Here is a 20255-nt window from a genome sequence, read left to right on the forward strand (position 1 = left end):
TCCAGTGTAATAATCCGCATTTGCTATTTAAAAAAATGACTTGATGTAGGCTGTTACATAGGACTTGCAACACTCCTGCTCAACTCTGGCTGTTCCCATTCGCTCTCTTCAATATCATCAAACTCCTCTTCTGACGAAGGATCCAGATAATTTCGTCCAATAATCTTACAAAGTTTCTTCTTATCCTCTTCACATAAATAAGCAGCCAAAGCTTCAAGAGGATTATATTCAGTAGAGTCTTCTTTAGTTTCAGATGGCCAATCATCATAAATTTTCCAATGATCAACAATAGCCATGTATAGACTGTTAATCAGATATTTAGCATTATTTAATTTCTGCAAAAGACACTTTTCATCAAGATCTCTTGGCAAAGAGAGCAATGAAAAGGCGAATCCCATCCAGCCTGTGGCTGTTGACTTAGCCTTTTTAGGTTCAACCTGAGCAAATGCTTCATAATATTGCCGAATACGAGCAACCAAATCGTCTTGATAAGGCTTATATTTCTCTGGTAATTTGGCATCAATAAATAACCACTCCAATTTTTGCAGTTTGCTTATCGCTTGTTTTACCTCATCACAATACTCCTCGCTTATTTCCAGTAATTTGATGGTATCTCCGGATAACGCTTCAATTTCTTGTGGAGGCAATGTCCAATGTAATTTGACTCCCTCGTCCTGCAAATCACGATAATGAACAATCGCACCGGAAGATTTTTTATGTTCACGTAATGGTCCGCTGCTATGCAAATAAATTCTTTCCAATTTACCACTGTATCTTGGTACGGTAGGGTGTTTTCCTGCTTCAGTAATTCGGGCAATTTGCTCTTGAGTCAGTATGCCTTTTAATAAATCAACCATCAGTGATTTACAAGTATAGGATTGATTTAAAGCCGGCCCCCACAGGGTAAATGACAAATTTAACTCAAATGGTTTAAGCCTTGGCTGATGGCCTTTTTGTTTTGCCTTGATTTTTTCCAAAGCAAAAATTAACGGGGAATACTCTTCATGCTCATAAATACGGTATTTTTGTTTACCAGCAATCCCCTGTGATTCAACAACTTCCTTAACTGCTTGCTTCTGTTCTTCCAACATTGTTTGGCATTTCAACTGCAGTAAATCAAATTTTTCCTTGGTTAACTCAAAAGTAACTCCATGTAAACCATAGCCAACATCCAAATAACGCAGTTCTTCGTGTCGTAACATACCATGATTGCCCTTCAAATCAACATCCAGACCCAACTTGATTTTCAGTTTACTTAACCACGTATCACGAACAGTAGATGGCACCCCATAAAAACCCCAATTATCGACTACCTCAATCTTTCCATTGTCATCCCATTGAGATAATAAAATGCAACTATGCCAAAAAGGATTACCACTAAACTCATGATCCATCGCACAATAGGTAACTGCATATCTCATTATTTTATCCTTAAGAAGATTGATTAAAAACATCTGCATGGATAACCAGGCAAAATCTAGAGATTGATTAGCTGAGAACAGTGAACTGCTTAAACCTGACTCACTTAATACAATCCTATGAAACTATTACAGATCCCCATATTGCCGTCAACGGCTAAACAGATAATGAGATAACCCCTGGAAATTTCCCAATAAAAGCAAACCCAACTGCCTAACATATAAATTAGTAGAAATAAATTTTTAACCTTTCAAACTAAAAACAAAATTGATACAAATCCAAAGCGTAACAATAGAATTTCAGTGAACACGGTGCATTTACTGTTTTGATAATAACTGTCTATAATGATTTAAAAGTGATTAACAAATGGGTTTAAATGCTCGATGCACAATGCCTACTATTTGCCCCAGCCAGCAAACCGGAACGTGTTAAAAGGCTAAAAAAACGCGAATGGTTTTATTATCGTTTGAAGAAGATATTTCTCTAAAGAGAAAACCGCCTTACGAAAATATGAAAAAAGAAGAGAATGATAGCAACATACACTGATAGTCAAAATTTGTTAATGATATAGAGTTAAAGAACCCCGAATTGAGAGGCCACAGGAGAAAAAGATGTTTGCCGAAATACCCAAAATTCAAGAGCAACTCCATAATGTTCTTGAATATTCCCAATCCATGACTTCTCTTTGGATGCAATCAATTGATAAAAGCCTTGAACAAACAAACAAGGTGACGCAATCTTTAATCAACTTAAATCAGCAACAAATTTATCCTTATCCCAACATATTAAATGATGCCATTGAATATACCGTAGACTTCATGCAGAGAAGCATTCTGTTTTGGGACATCATGCGCAAACGGGGCAATCAATATCTCAAGCATGAACAAGAAGGACAACCTCCTGTTCTCATTTTTTCTTATAATATGCTCATGGATGGCAGACATTTTGAGAGACCTGTAAATTATGCACTGGTGGAAATCATTCCCCCTGAAGGCATCCAGATTGATCCTGCAAAAAGACCTTATGTGATTGTTGATCCGCGGGCTGGTCATGGAGCAGGAATCAGCGGTTTTAAAGACGCGTCACAAGTAGGACTTGCCTTAAGGGCAGGACACCCAGTTTACGTTATTATCTTTTTCCCTGTTCCTGAACCCAATCAAACGCTGGTGGATGTCACCGCAGCCCACGAAAAATTTTTAACTGAAGTAGCCTTGCGTCACCCTCAAAGTCCCAAACCCTGCTTAATTGGTAATTGTCAGGGAGGATGGGCTATTTTAACCCTTATGGCCGCTAACCCAGATGTAGCAGGGGTCGCTGTAGTCAATGGCGCTCCTCTTTCCTATTGGGGTGGGGAAAATGGAAAAAATCCCATGCGCTACATCGGAGGAATTTGGGGAGGGAGCTGGATCGCACAGATGGCTGGTGATTTGGGTAACGGCAAATTTGACGGGGCTAATTTGGTAATGAACTTCGAAATGGCTAATCCTAAAGTCACTTACTGGAGCAAATATTACAATCTCTTTGCCAATCTTGATAAAGAAGAAATCCGATTTTTAAATTTTGAGCGATGGTGGGGAGGTTTTTCTCTTTTGAATGTGAACGAAATGAGAGGAATAATTGATAATTTGTTTATTGGTAACAAACTGGTCCATGGCAAAATACCCTTGGGGCAATCGGGTAATAACCTGGATTTAAGAAACATTAGCGTGCCTGTTATTATTTTCTGCTCGGAAGGCGACAACATTACACCACCCCAACAAGCCTTAAACTGGGTTTCTGATCTTTATTCAAATACTCTGGAAATCAAATTGGATGGACAAGTTATTGTTTATCTTATCCATAAGAGTGTTGGTCATTTAGGTATTTTTGTCTCAAGTGAGGTGGCTAAAAAAGAACATAACCAGATTATTGATTTATTAAATTACATAGAACATTTGGCTCCAGGTTTATATGAACTAAAACTGAATGAAACAAAAGAAAATCCCAAGTCACCCCCACATTACCTCGCTTATATTGAAGAGCGCTCTATTAACGACATCAGGAAAGGACAGGAGAGTAATGTAGCAATCTTCAACCTTGTTCGTATGGTATCTGAATACAATGCCATGAGCTATGACTTGTTTATGGCTCCGATAATCCGTAATATAAGTAACGAATACACTGCAGAATTGATTCGAAAATTACACCCACTAAGGCAGAATCAGTATTTATTGAGTGATCTGAATCCATTAGTGCACCCTGTATCATGGATATCACCTTTTATTCGTCAAAATCGCATTAAAATTTCTGAAAATAATCCCTTTTTAACTCAGCAATTAAATTTTTCAAAGCTTATAAACGCATTATGGGATTTCTTCAGCGCGTCTCGTGATAATACTGTGGAACTAATGTTTTATGCTGTCTATGGCTACATTCAATTATTAGCTCCATTTGATCCCAGAAGAGATATGATTGTTCATTCCCCTGAAAAAGATAATCAGGAAAAAATAACTCAATCAATTATTGCCCATATTAGTGATGGAGGTGTACCAGAGGCTATTTTGCGTATATTACTATTATTAGTGAAAATTCAAGGCTATATCATTGGCGCTAACTTACCTGATGTCATTCAAAAACTACGTGAATGCAATGCTCTTAAACATTTAGATAAAAATGGATTCAAACAAATTGTGCACTCACAAACAATAATGATAGAGCATGATCCTGAACTTGCATTTAATACAATACCTCATTTACTGAAATCACAAGAAGAACGCTCAATGGTCATTCAATTCATTGAAGATATATTAAAATCTTTAAAAGTATCCCCTTCCGAAGAATATAAAAAGAAATTTCAAAGAATAAAAGAACTGTTACAAAACCAGGTTTGATTTCCGAATTGGGCCATACTGCTCTCAATCAAGCCTAAACCTATAGATATCCTATTGGAAAATCAATCATTCATCTTTCAGACAAATGAAATCCCCCACCTCAATTGTTTATTTTATTGACATTCTGAATGCGTTGCTATAAAAGCAATTTTTTTCTAATTGGTGGTAGACACAATATGTCTAAAGAAATTAATATCATTTGGGTAGGATCACAACGCCTTCCCTAAAAATATCTACAGCATTTAAAAAAATGGCATAGTTTAAACCCAGACTATCAAATCAATTTCATCACTGATGAACATTCTTCTTCTATTCAGCTTCCCGGAATAAATACCATTCACTGGAAACAATGTTTTGACCTGACGGATGTTCGACAAGAGTTTTTGCTGAGAGAAGCGGAGCGTGCTCTCAGGGAAAAAGCCTATGCTACTTTATCGAATATTGTTCGCAAGGTTAAAATTTTTAATGATGACGGGTATTATTTTGATACTGATGTCGTTCCTATAGAGAAATTGCCTGCTATTACTGAAAATACCCCTTTCTTGTCACAAGCTAAAGCAAGTTATGGTGCAGAATTTGCCAAGCATCGGTTTGTTATTTCTGCGCTTTATGGCAGCAAGCACTCTCCAGTATTCAATGAAGCATTGACCGTCATGCATGAAACTTATCAAGTAAAATCATTACAAGATGCCATTAGAGAAAATCCGGAAAAATCAGACTACCTTCGTTCCTATTATTCCGCATCTCTTATGTTATCCCGTTTTGTTAAAAGACTTTATACAAATGAACAGGATTATCAAAAAATGATAGAAGACTGCCAAAATGAGTTTGGGAACCCTACTGCATTTCAAATTATACAAGATGGTTCATGGGGAGAGGGACTAAATGCTGTTTTGATGGAAAGCAAACACCTGGCAGCAACTACCATACAAAGATTTTTTCGGGTAGCACAAGCTCTGAATCAAGTGAATTCCAAACAGCCAACGACCTACACTAAATCCTCTCAAAAACCAAGGATCTTCTGAAGACAAATTGACTAACTATTTAAAGACGCAATAAAACCAATTAGCACGCGTTTTATTTTTATTTATGTACTTTTATAAAGTACCATAATAATAAAAGACCTCTTGCATAAGCTGATTATTTTGTTTTAGGCAAGGCACAAACGTTTTGAGGAGCGAAGTTATAAATAGTAAAAATTGCCTCAGAAACGTTTGTAACACAGCAATAAAATGAAAGATGCCGGTTATGCCCGATCTATTGTTATCAGCTATTCTGACTGCTGTTTAAAGCGGATTATTTTAACAAAAGCCAACATTCCGTTAAAAGTTCCGTTTCAGCTACTTCATGATCAAAATTGTAATAACAGAAGATACAGGGTAAATCTCCTAATTGTTCTGAGGTATTGGGTAACCAATCTCGATAAAGATAATAAACCACATCACCAATATTATTACGCGAACCTTTGTGTACCGTCACTGCATAACGACCTGATGGCAGAAACTTTTCAATCACACCATCCAATTTTAAATTTTCGGGGACCTTGATCCCAAGATCAATACGAAAATCAGATGGTGGTGTTGTTTTAGGGTCATCATAAGCAAGGGCAAACGCTTCTCCGGCGCGTGGTTTAAGATTAATCGATTGAGATTTTGCCCAGGATACCAGCTTGTTAATGCTTTCACCCAGCAATTTAGGATCGCCTTTGTGCTCAATTACAGCTAATCGTATCTTATCAATACTTTTAATATCTACTTTCATATCAGTTCTACTCTGTCCGGGCAAACAATACGGTGGCTGCTCCCAATATGACCTCCCAAAACCTTGCCTAAACTGACTTGGACTAAACCCACAAGCTTTCTTAAAGGCCCTGGAAAAGGCTTCATGAGACTCAAAACCTGCATTGATTGCAATGTTAATGACGGACTGATCTTTATCGACAATAAGCTGATGAGCAGCGCGTTTTAAGCGTAGCCATTTAATATACTGCTGCAAAGACAATCCGGTAAATGCAGTAAATAAGCGATGAAAGTGAAATTTTGATATACAAAAAATTTCACTTAAGCTTTCAAGAGAAAGCTCTTCATCGAGATGCTTTCCAATGAAATCAATCATATTTCTCAATTTCTGTTGATATTTCACTTTCTTGTTTCCGATTATTAACTTGATTTACAGAATAAGAATACTGTTTTCTTACTGAAAATATTTGACCATTTTTGCTGATTTAATTGAGAAAAATGTGATGTATACAATTATTTTTGCTAAATTGAGATGGCGATTGCCATAAAAAGCAATCACCACCTTTTGATGTCACTGTATCTTTAAATAAAATCAATTTGTTACGCTGAAAAATGAAGTCACTTATTCCTGCGCTTGAAAGCATAATAAGTAACACCCAATATCAACCCATACACAAGATGCCCAACCAAAGGGGGTATGTTTTGTTTAAATCCTTCCATAGTCCATTTTGCAAACAAAGGCACCCCTGAAGCGAAATAGGGTAACAAGGTCATTGGGCCGCCGACCCACATTGCAAAACCAAACAATAACCCAAGAAGAATGGCTGAGACCCAAGAATGCATTAACCAATCCAGAACCAGGGCAAAAACGATCCCGCTGCCAATGCTCATTACAGCATGCACCAAAAGGCCTCCTCCTTTTGTTGGCATATTAATCATACTTCCCAATGTTTCGAGCATGCCCCCCATAACTAAAAAAAAGGTAAAAACAATTCCTGCTATAATTCCTGCAATAGCGCCATGTGAAATACATCTTGAAAAATACATGCCAATCTCCTTATTAAATAGATCCCAGCTTACCATTCAAAATCATCAGTTTACTTAATAATCAACAATTAAGGTAGAAAAATTAATGGCAATGTCTTAAAAAATTTTTTGCCAGCCACATTATCAACATCTTATTGTTAATAAAGACTTTTATATAACATATCGATTCAAATGTTCTTTAAATATTAGTCATTTTGCGATTTAATAAAGAAATAGATAACCCTGTCTTGAGAACTCATGTCGGTAATAAATGGTAAGAAAATAATAACTATCATTCTGGGGATTGCATGCCTTTTTTGTTCAATACACCCGGTAAATTCTGCTCCGGATTTCTCAAATAAACCGCACGTGAGGGAAAAAAACAAAAATCTCCTTGGTGTTTTTGTAGGTGGAAATCATGCTCAAAACGATGAAGCGTTTACCTATGGATTTGAGTACCACCGAGTCCTTTCCATGCCTTTTGGTTTTAGTGCGGTTATTGAACATACCCCCGTTAATGTGGAACATAATAATCAAGTAGAACTGATAGGTCTTGGTACATTAAACGTATTCAGAAACCTGACTTTTGGCATAGGCCCTGGAATTAGATATGAAAAAGATGAACCCAACCGCATGGTTGGTCGATTGGGGATTGGATATATCATACATTTTCCTCCGGATATAGAAATCACCCCGAATATAGACCTTGATTTTATTGAAGGGGGTGAAAAAGAGCTGATCTTTGGTATCACTTTTGGCAAACAATTTTAAATAGTTCTTTTCCCCTATATGAATTGTCTCTCCCGCTTTCTCTCTTTTTAAAAATTTTCTGATTAATAATCACGACTAAATAATAGCTTTTTTTAGAAGACCGGTGTAAATTTATGACTCTTTTTTCTTAAATAATGATTGATATGATTTCAATAACAACTTATTGGCAACAATTTAAAGATTGCATTGATCAACTTCGTTCATCTGTAGACAACAAAGAATACTCCAATCAAATAGCCACCGCGGATCTTATGATCGAGATTGGCTTGACAATAGAACAACTGGGGATTACTCAAATCCAACAGGTAGGAGATCGACTGCACGAAAAAGCCAAATTGTTCGGATATCGAGTCCCATTTGTTACCCCTGAAAAAAAATATGAATTTTGTTTACCCAAAATAACTAACGCTGAAACCCTGATTTTTGCAATCGTTTACTATCAGCACCTTAAGAACTATGAAAATGTCGAATACCAAGGTTCTATCAATTGGTTTAGATCAAAGGTAATCCATGGTGTTAATGAAAAGAAAATTTCGACCCGTGCTCAAGCCGAAGCGATGTTAGGAGAAATTAGACGATATTGTCAAAGTCAAAATCTTGCCTTTAATGAATCTGAATTCATAAAGAAAAATGACGAGTCAGCAAAAGAGTATACAACAAGATTGTTCAAGAATTTTTATGCCAATAAAACTGCAAAAAGTGAACCAATCGGGCTAAAACAACTTAACGAATCAAAAGAATCCAACCTGTCCGATGAGCTAGCCAAGCTTGAAAAATCCCTTGAAGATTCAAGAAATAAAAGAAATCAATTGATTGTCAAAATAGATGCTCTTGCAAAGAAACTGGCAGACTATCATCTCCTTTCGCAAAACCAGCATAAATTAAACAATGAATGGAATAACAAATGGTTTTTTACAAAATTTTTCGACTGGATCATGTCCTGGTTCTCTAATGATTCATTTATCAAAAATTTAAAAACCAGCTATGAGCAAGTCATTAATGCTGAACATGAGCTGAAGCAAGAATTTCACCCCTTCGACACCGCGGATGCCTATCGAGCTGAATTAAAAAAACAACTGGAAGAAACTCACATTGAATGCGATAAGAATCAAAAGCAAATTAACGAATATCAATTGAAACAGTTAGAACACAAACTTGAACAAAGGTTAGAACAAAAGCTGCAAGAAAAACTACAACAGGACACTGCTGTTGAACAAAAAGAACCTTCCGTTACAAAAGTGCTATCAGAAATCAAACACGAAACCAATGGCAGTGATTTCTCTTCAAATTTAAATCATTATTATGGTTTCTTTAAAGAGCACTTGCCAAATCGAGAAACGCTGGGAGCAATTGCTGTTGGTGTCGCAGCCATTGCCCTTCAAAATTTGATGTAAAACCGTTTGAAATACGAGGTTCTCTCACTCAGGAATAAGTGGGAGTTCAGCACGTCTTTGGCATTGGAAGCAATCTTAATCCGGGAAGAAAGTAAAACTTGATTCCCGGCATTAAATTTTACCTGTTCAAGTTAACACGTCAATAACATCGTGTTGTCATCAGCCTGGGATATTATTTTGCTTTCGCCAATCATGAAGTAACACCGAGCGTCGCTTTGCATAACAGACCCCCAAGTTTTCAACATCTACAATTCTATCAGCTCTAAAATGACGAAAATCCTTTTTTAATTCACACCAGGCAATCAAAACTCTTACTTGATCAAAATACCCAAGTCCAATTGGCCAAATCGTACGCGTTGAAACATTTCCTTTTAAGTCATGGTATTGAATAAACAACTTCAGTTCTTTTCGTATTGCCTTTCTGACTAATGCGAGAGATTCATCTTCTCCTGAAATCACTTCACCAGGCCCTATTAATAAACTGGATAGCTCCAATTGCTGTCGCAAATCGGCAGGAAGTACAGAAGCGATTTTAGCCAAGGCATTATGAGCAGCCTGTTGCAAGTGAGTATCCGTTTTTTTAGCTACCCATCTGGAGCCTAAAACAAGAGCCTCAATTTCCTCTTCATTAAACATCAAAGGCGGTAACATAAAGCCTGGTTTTAACACATAACCCAATCCTGGTTCACCCTCAATATCAGCACCTTGAGCCTGTAAAGCCGCAATGTCCCGATAGATGGTACGGGTACTGACACCCAGCTCATTGGCAAGAAATTGTCCACTAAGGGGATAACGATAACGCCGCAAAATTTGCAACAGATGAAAGAGTCTCTCAGTTTTGCTCATAGTGGTATTGCTCTTCATAATAAAGATTTTTGAACAGTTCACGAAAACCAATCTTTTTATAAATATTCAAACCATCTGCAGATGCTTCTAAAAAACACCAGGAAATATTAGTGTCTTTCAGAATTTGAAGTTCTGATAAAATCAATTGTGTTGCATACCCATTTTTCTGATATTTGGGAAAAGTAGCTACATCATCAATCCTTGCACAGTCTCCCATAACAGTCAGCGTTAATGAGCAGACAATTTGCTCTTGAATAAAACCGGAAAAATGATAAATATCAGAAGACTTCTCAATAGCCTCCTGATGTCTTACTCTGTAAATTTTTGCAATCTCTGCAGTTGATTCAAATGCAGGGATAGTAGGTAAAATCCAGGTTTCCATCTCATTATCCATGCGCTTTATTAACAAGTCAGATTTAAACCCGGGCATTCCAAGATCCTGAATTGACAAGTACATGGCCACTCCTTGATCAATAGATAAAAATCCTGATTGAGCAAGTACATTATCTGTTTTTGTATCAGATAAATAGTCGGGAACCATCAGTGCCCAAGGTACTGAATGAGACTCATAAAAGCGTTTGCATTGATAAATCTCTGCCACAAGCAGAGTCGATTTACCTGAATAAAACACGGGATTTAGAGCAGGAATTGGCATTCCACTGTTACAAGCTTTCAATCCTTCCAATGATAAAAGCTCCATACTAATCAGTGAAAAAAAATGCCACTCCATTTGATGGAAAGTTTCAATACGGCTGTTCATAAAATAAACTCATCAAAATTTTTGAGCCAGGATAGGCTAAATTTTGTTTTCATAATAACACCAAAATCCTGTTTCATGTGTTTTTTATTATCAAGAAGGTCAATATTAGGCACTTAAAACACTACTGACAAAATCTGTCATTAGCCTTGTTTATACTGGCGATGATTAATAAAAAATAAGGAAAATAACATGTTAAGTGACCCTAATTTGGTTTTATTTTACGTCAAAAACCCGGCAAAAAGTGAAGAATTTTATAAAAATCTGTTAGACACTCAACCTATTGAATCTTCACCGACATTCGCTATGTTTGTCATGAAAACAGGGCTTCGTCTTGGATTATGGGCGCAAGAAGAGATTGAGCCTAAAGCTCATCAAACAGGAGGGGGTATGGAGCTGTCTTTTCAGGTTAACAGTAATGAAATGGTCGATGAGATACACAGGCAATGGTCTGATAAAGAAATTTCTATTATTCAACCTCCCACACAAATGGATTTTGGATACACATTTGTTGGTGTTGATCCCGATGAGCATCGTCTTCGTATTTTTTGTCTAAAACGAACGTAAGCAATTGGAGTAATGACCAATCATAGCTTGTAGTATGGCTTTTAAGTGAGTGATATCACACATCCCAAGCTGCTACAAGCTACAATTACTATTAGCAAATGAACAAACATCGGGACATCGACCGCTGATAGCTGTATTTTTTAAAAAGGAGATACAGAATGGTATGGGACGCAACGACAACAAACGCCATCTCTAATGCCGCCCATGCGCTTTTCCTGTTATTGTACTTAATTGGTGCCTGCATCCACTACTTAAAAAAAGATCATACTTTTTCGCTTTTGATTGTGTTTTTTTTCTTAAACCTCCTTGTTCTCAAGGTATTGGGAGTTTATGTCCATTACTACCCTTCTCATTTGCATTTACCACCAGCCTGGATTGCGATTAGTTTGCTTGTAATCATGCTTAATTATCTGCTTGTCCAATCAATGCAAATGCCCGATTTGTGCCGAGTTATCGTAGTATTTCTATCCATCGTCTTCACTTATCTGTTCCTGACCCACGATGGAAATTATACCTACATTGCCCTTCCTGTCATCCTTGTATGTTTGATTGCGGCTTATTATTCGCAAGCAAAAGTCAGGATTGGCTTTGTCATGGTCGTTATATCAAACCTGATATGGATAGTTACAAGACATATTGCAAACTATCTCACTGGTCATGAAATACCTATAGAATATCGCTATGATAATGATATCTATCATATCCTTTTAATTCTCTCTACTTATGTGATCTATAAGGGTATTGCCGAAGGGCAATGGAAACATCCTCGTTAAAAATATCATTGAGAAACCTATACTTATCAAAAGCAATGTCAAGATATGAGTGAATAATTTAATCACTTTGAAATGAACCATTTCCTGAGCATGAATTCATACATTCATGGAATTCTTTTAGTTATTCTAGACAGCCTACCAAAATAGCTGATTAATTATGCGATTAACAACAATCACTCTATAAAACCACAGAACACTTTGATACCTTATCCAAATAATTAAGAAAATCTCTTGAGAATAAATATTCATGAGCACTGATAATTTATTACAGCCCAAGTTAATTGAGGCAACACTTGGTGACTATCCAGTTATTCAAAATATGGCGCGATTTTATGTTTATGATATGTCACGTTATTGCGGTTTTATTTCGGAAGAATGGACATGCCCACCAGATGGACTTTATGAAAGTTATGATTTCAAAATTTATTTTACCGACCCCGAACGAAAAGCCTTCCTTATTCAAATTGACAATGAACTGGCCGGTTTTGCTTTATTAAATAAATTCGGAATCCAAGCTGTTGATTGGAGTATGGGAGAGTTTTTCATCCTGGCTAAATTCCAAGGGAAAGGCATTGGCCAATCAGTAGCTCATCAACTATGGCGCACTCATCCAGGTGAATGGGAAATATCGGTCATTCCGGAAAACATACCGGCTTTATCGTTTTGGCGCCAGGCAGTAATGACCTATACTCTTGGACGGTACAAAGAACAGATAAAGACAGTGAATTATGATATCCACCAAACCCAACGCATTATTTTAAGTTTTAATACACAAAAACAGAACAAATCTTGTCATTCCATTCCAAAAAAACCTATTACAATAGATTTCGTGGATAATATCCCCAAATCTCTGGAAAAAAAGATGACAGAAGATCTGATAGCCTATGAAAGAACTCATGGTATTGATGTGAACTACAAGCGTTTTTCGATAGTACTATCTGAAGAAGGGGTGACTTGTGGCGTTATTAATGCCTTTACTGCTTTTGCAGAAATATACATCGATGACATATGGGTAGATAAAGCATATCGTGGTAAAGGATATGGCAAAAAATTACTGCAAACTCTTGAGAATCATTTTAAAGGGCAAGGATTTAATAATATCAATTTATGTACCAGCGCCTTTCAAGCACCAGAATTTTACAGAAAATGCGGATACACGGCTGAATTTACTCGCATCAATCAAGCCAATCCCAAGCTTTCCAAAACCTTCTTTGTGAAATTTTTTGATGATGAAAATCAAACACAAGGACTATTTTGAAAAATAGAACTTCTAAATAACTCCCCACATCTTATTGATATTCAGAAGTCCTGAAAAAGTAATTTTCAATTAAATAGACTAATTAAAGTGCCTATAAACCGTCTTATTCGAACTGTTTATATTAATTTGTTTTAAGAGAAAAATCCTGGGAAGTCAGAAACCAACATCGAATACTTTTTTCAGAACGCCTATGATATTGGCACCAGTCTTTAATAATAGAGGAATCTATATCTTCAGGAATATCATGCATTCCTCGAGGAAAATTTCCCTGTAAAAGCAATAAACATCCCAGATTATGCAAATAAAACTCAGGATCTATAAAAATCATTGGCGTAGGATCATATAGGCAAAAATTAATAGGTTTTTTATCGTATAATACATCCTGAGAGGTGAAATTGGGACCAAACTCATCATGCAGTCCTAAATTCCCCAAAATTTTGCCATCAAACCAGGCTCTGGGATATTCGCTCATGATATTTTTACCGCCCGTTGCAGTTAATATAATATCTGCTTTAGCCACAGCTTTTTCGAGCTTATCATGCTCCTCGGGTCTAATAGCCTCTATACCAAGATTGAAAGCTAAATCACATTGATGGACTGAACTATCCACTACAGTAACTGGTACTTGATGTTCCAGACAAAAATAAGCGAGCCCTCGCCCTATTTTACCAAACCCAAAGATTAGCCAATTCTTGTTTGTGGGATCGACACCAGTGAGTTTTTGAATCGCTTGGTGAGAACTTTCAGCACAGCCAAATACTGTTTCCAATTGTTTCGTCATTGTGTGATCAATGCTTATAACCGGAAAATCAAGTGTTTTCAGACTACGATAATACTGATCCCCTGAGCCTGTTAACTCTATAGCTCCCGTCAAAGGTCTTCCGAGACGCTGATGAAGCTGCCCGCCACAATCCATATAAACATCGAACGTTTCATCTCTTAAAAGGTCAAGATTTTCAACATAAGCAATTCCTGAATTATGAAGACAAGTAATCGCATCAGGATGTGCCTGACAAAAAGAGGCTGGATTGGTTACGGTCACCTCAGCATTTGCAGCGACAAGAGCTGCTATTTTTAGCAGTGTATTGGGAACCAAAGGCACATGATGCAGTATTTTCACTCCTTCCAGTGGCCTGTTTTTGTCCCATTCATTAATCTGAAGATGCATAAATGGCGCAATTTGCGGGTGATACATTTCTAAGTACTTTAATAACTCCTGGTGCATTATTTAGACCATATGAGTATGAGAAAGAATGACAATACTATAATAAAACTCATTAACAATAACACGAATTAATAAAGCATATTTTAATGGCTCTACCCCAACAAAGGGGGCACTTTAATCAAGTTAGTATAAACTAACCTCTTGATTTCGCGATCAAAAAGGAGATTAAAGTGCCGAGACATGATGTTATCCTAAATTTGCCTGGTTTTACTATAAAAAAAGCAAGTGGTTATCAACCCTTGTTATTGGATTTAACCTATAACCGTTTACCACGCTGTTCTCATTGTTCAAGCAAAAAGGTTCGAAAGAAATCGAGTTATGAACGAAAGGTTCATCATGAATTAATAGGTCACAGACGGACTATTCTTCGATTCAAAGCATACAAACTGTTTTGCAATGAATGCGGTCGTTATGGTAATCAACAATTTCCCGGAATTGCTAAATATCAACGGTCTACAGAGCGTTTACAAGTTCAAATATTTCATCACCATACGAGTGGTATTTCCCAGAAAGAGTTATCTCTTCAATTTAAACAAGGGAAAGCAACCATTGAACGTTGGTATCATAGACGCTATCAAATAGAAGGAAATGAATTGCTCAATACGCCTTGTCCAAAAGTGTTAGGTCTTGATGAGCACTTCTTTAGTCGAAAACATGGCTTTGCAACTACCTTATGTGACCTTAAAAAGCATAAAGTGTTTGATATCGTTAAAGGACGAAGAGAGGTTGATTTAAATCACTACCTTAACTCTTTAAAAGGGAAAGACCGTGTTCAAGTGGTCTGTATGGATTTAAGTAATACCTACCGCTCTCTGGTCAAAAAGCATTTCCCAAACGCTAAAATAGTAGCTGATAGGTTTCACGTCATTCGATTAGTACAACATCAATGTATGATGACTTATCGTGAGTTATCCAGCTCAATTAAAAATAACCGAGGTCTATTGGCTTTGTTGCGAACCAAACCAGATAAACTCACATCTCATAAGAAAATAAAGCGAGACACTTTCCTCGCTGAAAATCCAGCCATTGAAGCCATTTATCACTTCCAACAACAGCTTCATGAGCTATTAATGAATAAAACTCTAACTAAAGTACGATGCCGTAAAATCATTCCTCTCTTCTTAAAAATGATTCAGAACTTGAAACAAAGCCCATTTAAATCATTAGTTGCCCTGGGAAAAACCTTAGATTCATGGAAAGAAGAAATTGCCTGTATGTGGCGGTTTAGTAAATCAAATGGCATCACTGAAGGATTTCATCGGAAAATGAAACTAATACAACGAAGAGCTTATGGGTTTAGAAACTTTGAAAACTACCGATTAAGAGTTAGAGTATTATGTGCTTGATAAAATGCCCCCGTATTTGGGAAAGACCCATTTTAATTTGTGAGGATTGGGCGATTAATTATTGATTGGGCCGTATAGGATTCGAACCTATGACCCTGAGATTAAGAGTCTCCTGCTCTACCAACTGAGCTAACGGCCCATATTATAAAAACCACTTACAATTTAATAGCAACAAGTATTCTATCTGTCAACTGACAAATAAATTAGAGAATGGCCTTATATCATTTATAGTCATCAAGCAAAAAACCAATCGCTAATAACGAATGAAATCTTTGTATGATAGTATGATTTTAACCGCAAATTTAATTGACTAAAATGCTGAAACTATTTGATGCTCATTTTCATATTATCGATTATCGTTTTCCTCTAATAACTAATCAATCCTATCTTCCTCCCGAATTTACTGTCGAAGATTACCTCCAACGGGCAAAGCCCCTGAATATTTGCGGAGGAGCTGTTGTTTCAGGCTCATTCCAAGCCTTTGACCAAAGTTATCTTCTAGCTGCTCTGTCTATTTTAGGCTCCGATTTTGTAGGAGTTACTCAATTACCTGCCACTGTAAGTGATGAAGAAATTATTCAATTAAATCAAAAAGGTATTCGTGCAGTCCGCTTCAATGTCAAGCGTGGCGGCTCAGAAAACATCCATCGGTTAAAGTATTTTGCTCATCGTATTTATGAAATGGTCAGGTGGCATGTAGAGATTTATGTTGACTCAAAGGATCTTGGCGATTTGACTAGTCTGTTATTGGAATTACCGGCTGTCAGTATTGATCATTTAGGATTATCGCATTCAGGTTTTTCTCAATTACTCCATCTGGTGGAACATGGCATCAAAATAAAAGCTTCAGGTTTTGGGAGAGTCGATTTTGATGTTAAAAAAGCACTGCAAACCATTGCCCAAATTAATCCAGACGCTTTGTTATTTGGTACAGATTTACCCTCCACGCGTGCCCCCCGCCCTTTTCTGGATAGTGACATTCAAATAATCCAGGATCTATTTGATGAGAAGCTGACAGAAAAAATTCTGTACAGGAACGCGCGTAATTTTTACAGTAAAAATAGTTCAGAGTAAGGTTTACACTTTATATTTCTCTGTTTTTCTATTTCTAAGTCCTTCATCTTCTTCTACAGGCACATTTGTAAATATCCTCAAACTCCCTGGACTGGCAGAAGTATAATTAAGACGGGCTTTTTGATATTGTTTACAAATTTCTCGCTGAAGCTCAATCGGCATCATACCAACAGCACCATACACTTTGACATTACCGCTTGGTTTCTTTCCAGGAGGATAATTTTTAACATCAATCACCGCCTCTCTTAAATCTTTTATAAATTGCGTTTCGAAACCTTTGACTAATGTGTGCACATGAGTCAAACATAAGTGAAATCCGTCCGGATTTTGTAGCAAATTAAGCTTCCAACCTCGCTTCTCCAATTCATCTGCAATGAAATGAGCATTGCAAGTGTTACTTCTAAAACCCAGGATGGACCATTGAGGATTACCATAAACATAAATATCCTCACTGGTTAATCCATTGCCTTCCTCCAGTAATGTCGTTAATTCTTTTTGAATCGCATTGCGTAATGTGATAATGCTTTTAGCGATTTCCTGATATTTATTTTTTCCATAGTAAGACAAAGTGGCATAGACCTCTGCAACCCGAGCCCCACTGGTTGAACCATCGAGAATTCCTGGTGTAGCATACAATCCACCTGACCAGTTTAATGCGGCATAAACCGACAAAGCAGGCGAATCCTCACTAAAAAGACAAACAGAGGTGCCTTTAGGACAACAGCCATATTTATGCAAATCGGCTGAAATGGAAGTCACTCCAGGTACTCTAAAATCCATAGGTTCTGATGAAGTATCTAAAAAAGCCGTTAAAAATCCACCCAAACAGGCATCCACATGAAAAGGAACATTTTTTTTCTTTGCTAATTGACCTAACTCAGAGACAGGATCATGAATTCCATTCATGAAAGATGGGGCAGATCCAACGATTACAGCAGTATTTCTGGTAATATAGGAACTCATGACCTTGGGATTCACCGCACCCGTTTTTTTATCAACAGGAACCGTAATTAATATTGCTCCAGTTAATTCGGCTGCTTTTTTAAATGCAGCATGTGCTGTTTCAGGAACGACAATTTCAGGATAATCAATGCCTTTTGCCCTTGCGCGAATGACATAAGCAGCCATCGCCTCAATAATGCTGGTCGTACCCCCATGAGTTAATAAACCATAACATTCTTTTGAACCATGAAACAAATTTTGACACCAGCGAATCACCTCCGCTTGCATTGCGTTAATTCTAGGCCATTTATCATGCAAAGGATTAGTGAGAGCAGTTGCCCCATAAACTTCTTTAAGCAGCTCTGTCAGTTCCTTAGGGTGAATAGCGTATAATGCACCTGAATCTTTACCATCCCCTCTTTCAACAAGAAACTCCCTCTCAGGGCTGTCATTAGTTACGGATAAAAAATCAAAATGACATTTTTCCACATCCACATCAAATGCACTCAAAATATCTTGGGGAGAAAGCCCTTCCTCCGGTATTTCCTCCCTCAGAGTCATACCGGAACGCTGAATTCTCAATTTTTCTCTCGTTGAAGAGAGTTCTTTATTGAGCTCTTTCTCAATGATCTGATTCACCCCAGGTAAATTTTTTGCCAAGGCGTAAGCACTATCAATAATACGCTGCTTCATACTGGCGTTATTACGGCTACGGTACCACCTGGAAATCGATGGGTTATGGTATTGATTATAAAGAAAATAAAGAGCAGCTGTGCCTAATATGATTTGATGTGCCGGAGTATCTTGTAATAATTCATCTAAAGAACTGACCGCTGCTGTTAATAAATCTGAAACAAACCCGAACATTGCACATATCCTTACGAACAAAATGATGGATAATAGTCACTTTGCATAAAAAAATAAAGGCCGGTCGATACGTGTCAGTATAACAAAAACGCCCTGGTATTTTGCTTGAGCCGGATGATCTCCTAATGCAAGATATAATATTCACGGCATTACGCATAATGCGTCTTTATAAGCTAAACTAAGCTTATCCACTGGATCATAACATACCAGTGACTTGAATATCAGGGATAGATAACAATGAAAAAAAAACTGGCATTGGTCATGCGATTACTGGCTGTTATTCTTATTCCTGTCCTCATGTCCTGTAATTCAGAATCCAATAAGCCAGTGGTACATACCTTGGCAGAAGTTGACGTCGCGCTACCAGTAAAAAAGAATATTGTAGAATGGGACGAATACACAGGACGATTTCAAGCAGTAGAAGAAGTGGATGTTCGTGCCCGTGTCACTGGATATCTTGAGGCGATCAAGTTCCAAGACGGCCAAATGGTAAAAAAAGGAGACGTTTTATTCGTTATTGATCAACGCCCCTTCAAATATGCTCTGGCAAGAGCAGAAGCTCAATACGCCTTAGCCAAAGCGCAATATGAACGTGCCATAAAACTTCAAAAAGAGAAATTTATTTCAGCTGAAGTGATAGATCAACGATTTCAAGACGTACAAGTTGCTGAAACCAGAGTACAGGAAGCAAAATTGAATCTCGAATTTACTGAGGTCAAATCCCCCATCAGTGGCAAAATTAGTCGAGATTTTGTGAGTGCGGGTAATTTAATCCGCATGAACGACACAGTCTTGACTAAAGTAGTTTCTGTTGATCCCATTTATTTTTATTTTGAAACCAGTCAAAATGATTTGCTCAAATACATACGCCTCGATCGCGCTGGAAAAAGACTCAGCTCCGAGAAAAAACCAACTCCAGTCTTAATTAAGTTACCTGATGAAAAGGATTACTTGCATCAAGGAACAGTGGATTTTTTAGATAATGTGATTGACTCAGGCACAGGAACTATCCTTGCCAGAGCACTTGTCCCTAATCCTGATAACGTCATTTATCCTGGTCTTTTTGCACGTGTAAAATTAGTTGGAAGTGGGGAATATGAAGCAATTTTACTCCCCGATAAAGCAATCAATACGGATCAAGCCCGCAAATTTGTGTATGTGGTTGATAATGAAAATAAAGTGAAACGAGTGTATGTTGAGTTAGGGCCACTGCGCGAAAGCGGGTTTTACATTATCCGAAGTGGATTGAAAGGGGATGAAAAAGTTATCATTCATGGAATCCAACGTATTCATGGCCCAAACCAGGAAGTTAAGCCTGTGGTAATTGAGGTGACTGAAAATTAAACCGGTTTTGTATTGGAATTATGGTCATTTGATATAA

Annotated in this window: 16 protein-coding genes, 1 tRNA gene and 1 pseudogene; 10 read left to right on the forward strand and 8 right to left on the reverse strand. The window is 37.3% G+C overall.

The window, feature by feature from the left end; translation table 11 throughout:
• Window positions 1-53: 53 nt before the first annotated feature.
• Complete coding sequence (locus LPG_RS10855) at window positions 54-1502, reverse strand: lpg2160 family Dot/Icm T4SS effector (RefSeq protein WP_010947871.1); 1449 nt, start codon at window positions 1500-1502, stop codon at window positions 54-56.
• Window positions 1503-2030: 528 nt separating this feature from the next.
• Between LPG_RS10855 and LPG_RS10860 the strand changes: the two genes are divergently transcribed.
• Together LPG_RS10860 and LPG_RS10865 are read left to right on the forward strand one after the other, a co-directional pair.
• Window positions 2031-4289 (forward strand): DUF3141 domain-containing protein, encoded by a 2259-nt coding sequence (locus LPG_RS10860; protein WP_010947872.1) that lies wholly within the window; start codon window positions 2031-2033, stop codon window positions 4287-4289.
• Between the two features lie 251 nt (window positions 4290-4540).
• A pseudogene (locus LPG_RS10865) lies at window positions 4541-5314 on the forward strand (hypothetical protein); the annotation flags it as partial.
• A 271-nt stretch (window positions 5315-5585) separates the two neighbouring features.
• On the opposite strand, the gene LPG_RS10870 reads toward LPG_RS10865, so the two are convergent.
• Both LPG_RS10870 and LPG_RS10875 read right to left on the reverse strand, forming a co-directional pair.
• Window positions 5586-6431 (reverse strand): AraC family transcriptional regulator, encoded by an 846-nt coding sequence (locus LPG_RS10870; RefSeq protein WP_010947874.1) that lies wholly within the window; start codon window positions 6429-6431, stop codon window positions 5586-5588.
• 215 nt (window positions 6432-6646) lie between these two features.
• Window positions 6647-7075 (reverse strand): hypothetical protein, encoded by a 429-nt coding sequence (locus LPG_RS10875; protein WP_015444203.1) that lies wholly within the window; start codon window positions 7073-7075, stop codon window positions 6647-6649.
• A gap of 237 nt (window positions 7076-7312) precedes the next feature.
• Between LPG_RS10875 and LPG_RS10880 the strand changes: the two genes are divergently transcribed.
• Entirely contained in the window at window positions 7313-7825 is a 513-nt protein-coding gene (locus LPG_RS10880; protein ID WP_010947876.1) for a hypothetical protein, read from the forward strand.
• A gap of 134 nt (window positions 7826-7959) precedes the next feature.
• On the forward strand, window positions 7960-9219 hold the full coding sequence (gene lem19, locus LPG_RS10885; protein ID WP_010947877.1) for a Dot/Icm T4SS effector Lem19: 1260 nt from the start codon (window positions 7960-7962) through the stop codon (window positions 9217-9219).
• A gap of 159 nt (window positions 9220-9378) precedes the next feature.
• Here the strand turns inward: lem19 and LPG_RS10890 are convergent, their stop codons facing one another.
• Together LPG_RS10890 and LPG_RS10895 are read right to left on the reverse strand one after the other, a co-directional pair.
• Complete coding sequence (locus LPG_RS10890; protein WP_025862533.1) at window positions 9379-10065, reverse strand: helix-turn-helix transcriptional regulator; 687 nt, start codon at window positions 10063-10065, stop codon at window positions 9379-9381.
• Window positions 10052-10825, reverse strand: a complete 774-nt coding sequence (locus tag LPG_RS10895; protein WP_010947879.1) for a GNAT family N-acetyltransferase — start codon at window positions 10823-10825, stop codon at window positions 10052-10054. The genes LPG_RS10890 and LPG_RS10895 overlap by 14 nt, the downstream gene beginning before the upstream one ends.
• Before the next feature lie 189 nt (window positions 10826-11014).
• On the opposite strand from LPG_RS10895, the gene LPG_RS10900 reads away from it, so the two are divergent.
• The 3 genes from LPG_RS10900 to LPG_RS10910 all read left to right on the forward strand — a co-directional run bounded on the left by LPG_RS10900 (window position 11015) and on the right by LPG_RS10910 (window position 13420).
• A complete protein-coding gene (locus tag LPG_RS10900) occupies window positions 11015-11389 on the forward strand; it encodes a VOC family protein (protein ID WP_010947880.1) in 375 nt (124 codons plus the stop codon).
• A 158-nt stretch (window positions 11390-11547) separates the two neighbouring features.
• A complete protein-coding gene (locus LPG_RS10905) occupies window positions 11548-12162 on the forward strand; it encodes a hypothetical protein (RefSeq protein WP_015444197.1) in 615 nt (204 codons plus the stop codon).
• 247 nt (window positions 12163-12409) lie between these two features.
• Entirely contained in the window at window positions 12410-13420 is a 1011-nt protein-coding gene (locus LPG_RS10910; protein WP_010947882.1) for a GNAT family N-acetyltransferase, read from the forward strand.
• 121 nt (window positions 13421-13541) lie between these two features.
• On the opposite strand, the gene LPG_RS10915 is transcribed toward LPG_RS10910, so the two are convergent.
• Complete coding sequence (locus LPG_RS10915; RefSeq protein ID WP_010947883.1) at window positions 13542-14645, reverse strand: NAD(P)-dependent oxidoreductase; 1104 nt, start codon at window positions 14643-14645, stop codon at window positions 13542-13544.
• Window positions 14646-14815: 170 nt separating this feature from the next.
• On the opposite strand from LPG_RS10915, the gene LPG_RS10920 reads away from it, so the two are divergent.
• On the forward strand, window positions 14816-15991 hold the full coding sequence (locus LPG_RS10920) for an ISL3 family transposase (RefSeq protein ID WP_010945905.1): 1176 nt from the start codon (window positions 14816-14818) through the stop codon (window positions 15989-15991).
• A gap of 66 nt (window positions 15992-16057) precedes the next feature.
• Here the strand turns inward: LPG_RS10920 and LPG_RS10925 are convergent.
• A tRNA-Lys gene (locus tag LPG_RS10925) sits at window positions 16058-16130 on the reverse strand.
• Window positions 16131-16306: 176 nt separating this feature from the next.
• Between LPG_RS10925 and LPG_RS10930 the strand changes: the two genes are divergently transcribed.
• Entirely contained in the window at window positions 16307-17065 is a 759-nt protein-coding gene (locus LPG_RS10930) for an amidohydrolase family protein (protein ID WP_015444195.1), read from the forward strand.
• Between the two features lie 3 nt (window positions 17066-17068).
• Here LPG_RS10930 and legS2 read toward each other — a convergent pair whose 3' ends face one another.
• On the reverse strand, window positions 17069-18895 hold the full coding sequence (gene legS2, locus LPG_RS10935; RefSeq protein ID WP_010947885.1) for a Dot/Icm T4SS effector sphingosine 1-phosphate lyase LegS2: 1827 nt from the start codon (window positions 18893-18895) through the stop codon (window positions 17069-17071).
• A 216-nt stretch (window positions 18896-19111) separates the two neighbouring features.
• Here legS2 and LPG_RS10940 point away from each other — a divergent pair, with 216 nt between their 5' ends.
• Window positions 19112-20218, forward strand: coding sequence for an efflux RND transporter periplasmic adaptor subunit (locus LPG_RS10940; protein WP_010947886.1), 1107 nt, complete (start codon window positions 19112-19114; stop codon window positions 20216-20218).
• Window positions 20219-20255: the final 37 nt, after the last annotated feature.

It is taken from the genome of Legionella pneumophila subsp. pneumophila str. Philadelphia 1 (assembly GCF_000008485.1).
GTDB classification, from domain to species: Bacteria; Pseudomonadota; Gammaproteobacteria; order Legionellales; family Legionellaceae; genus Legionella; species Legionella pneumophila.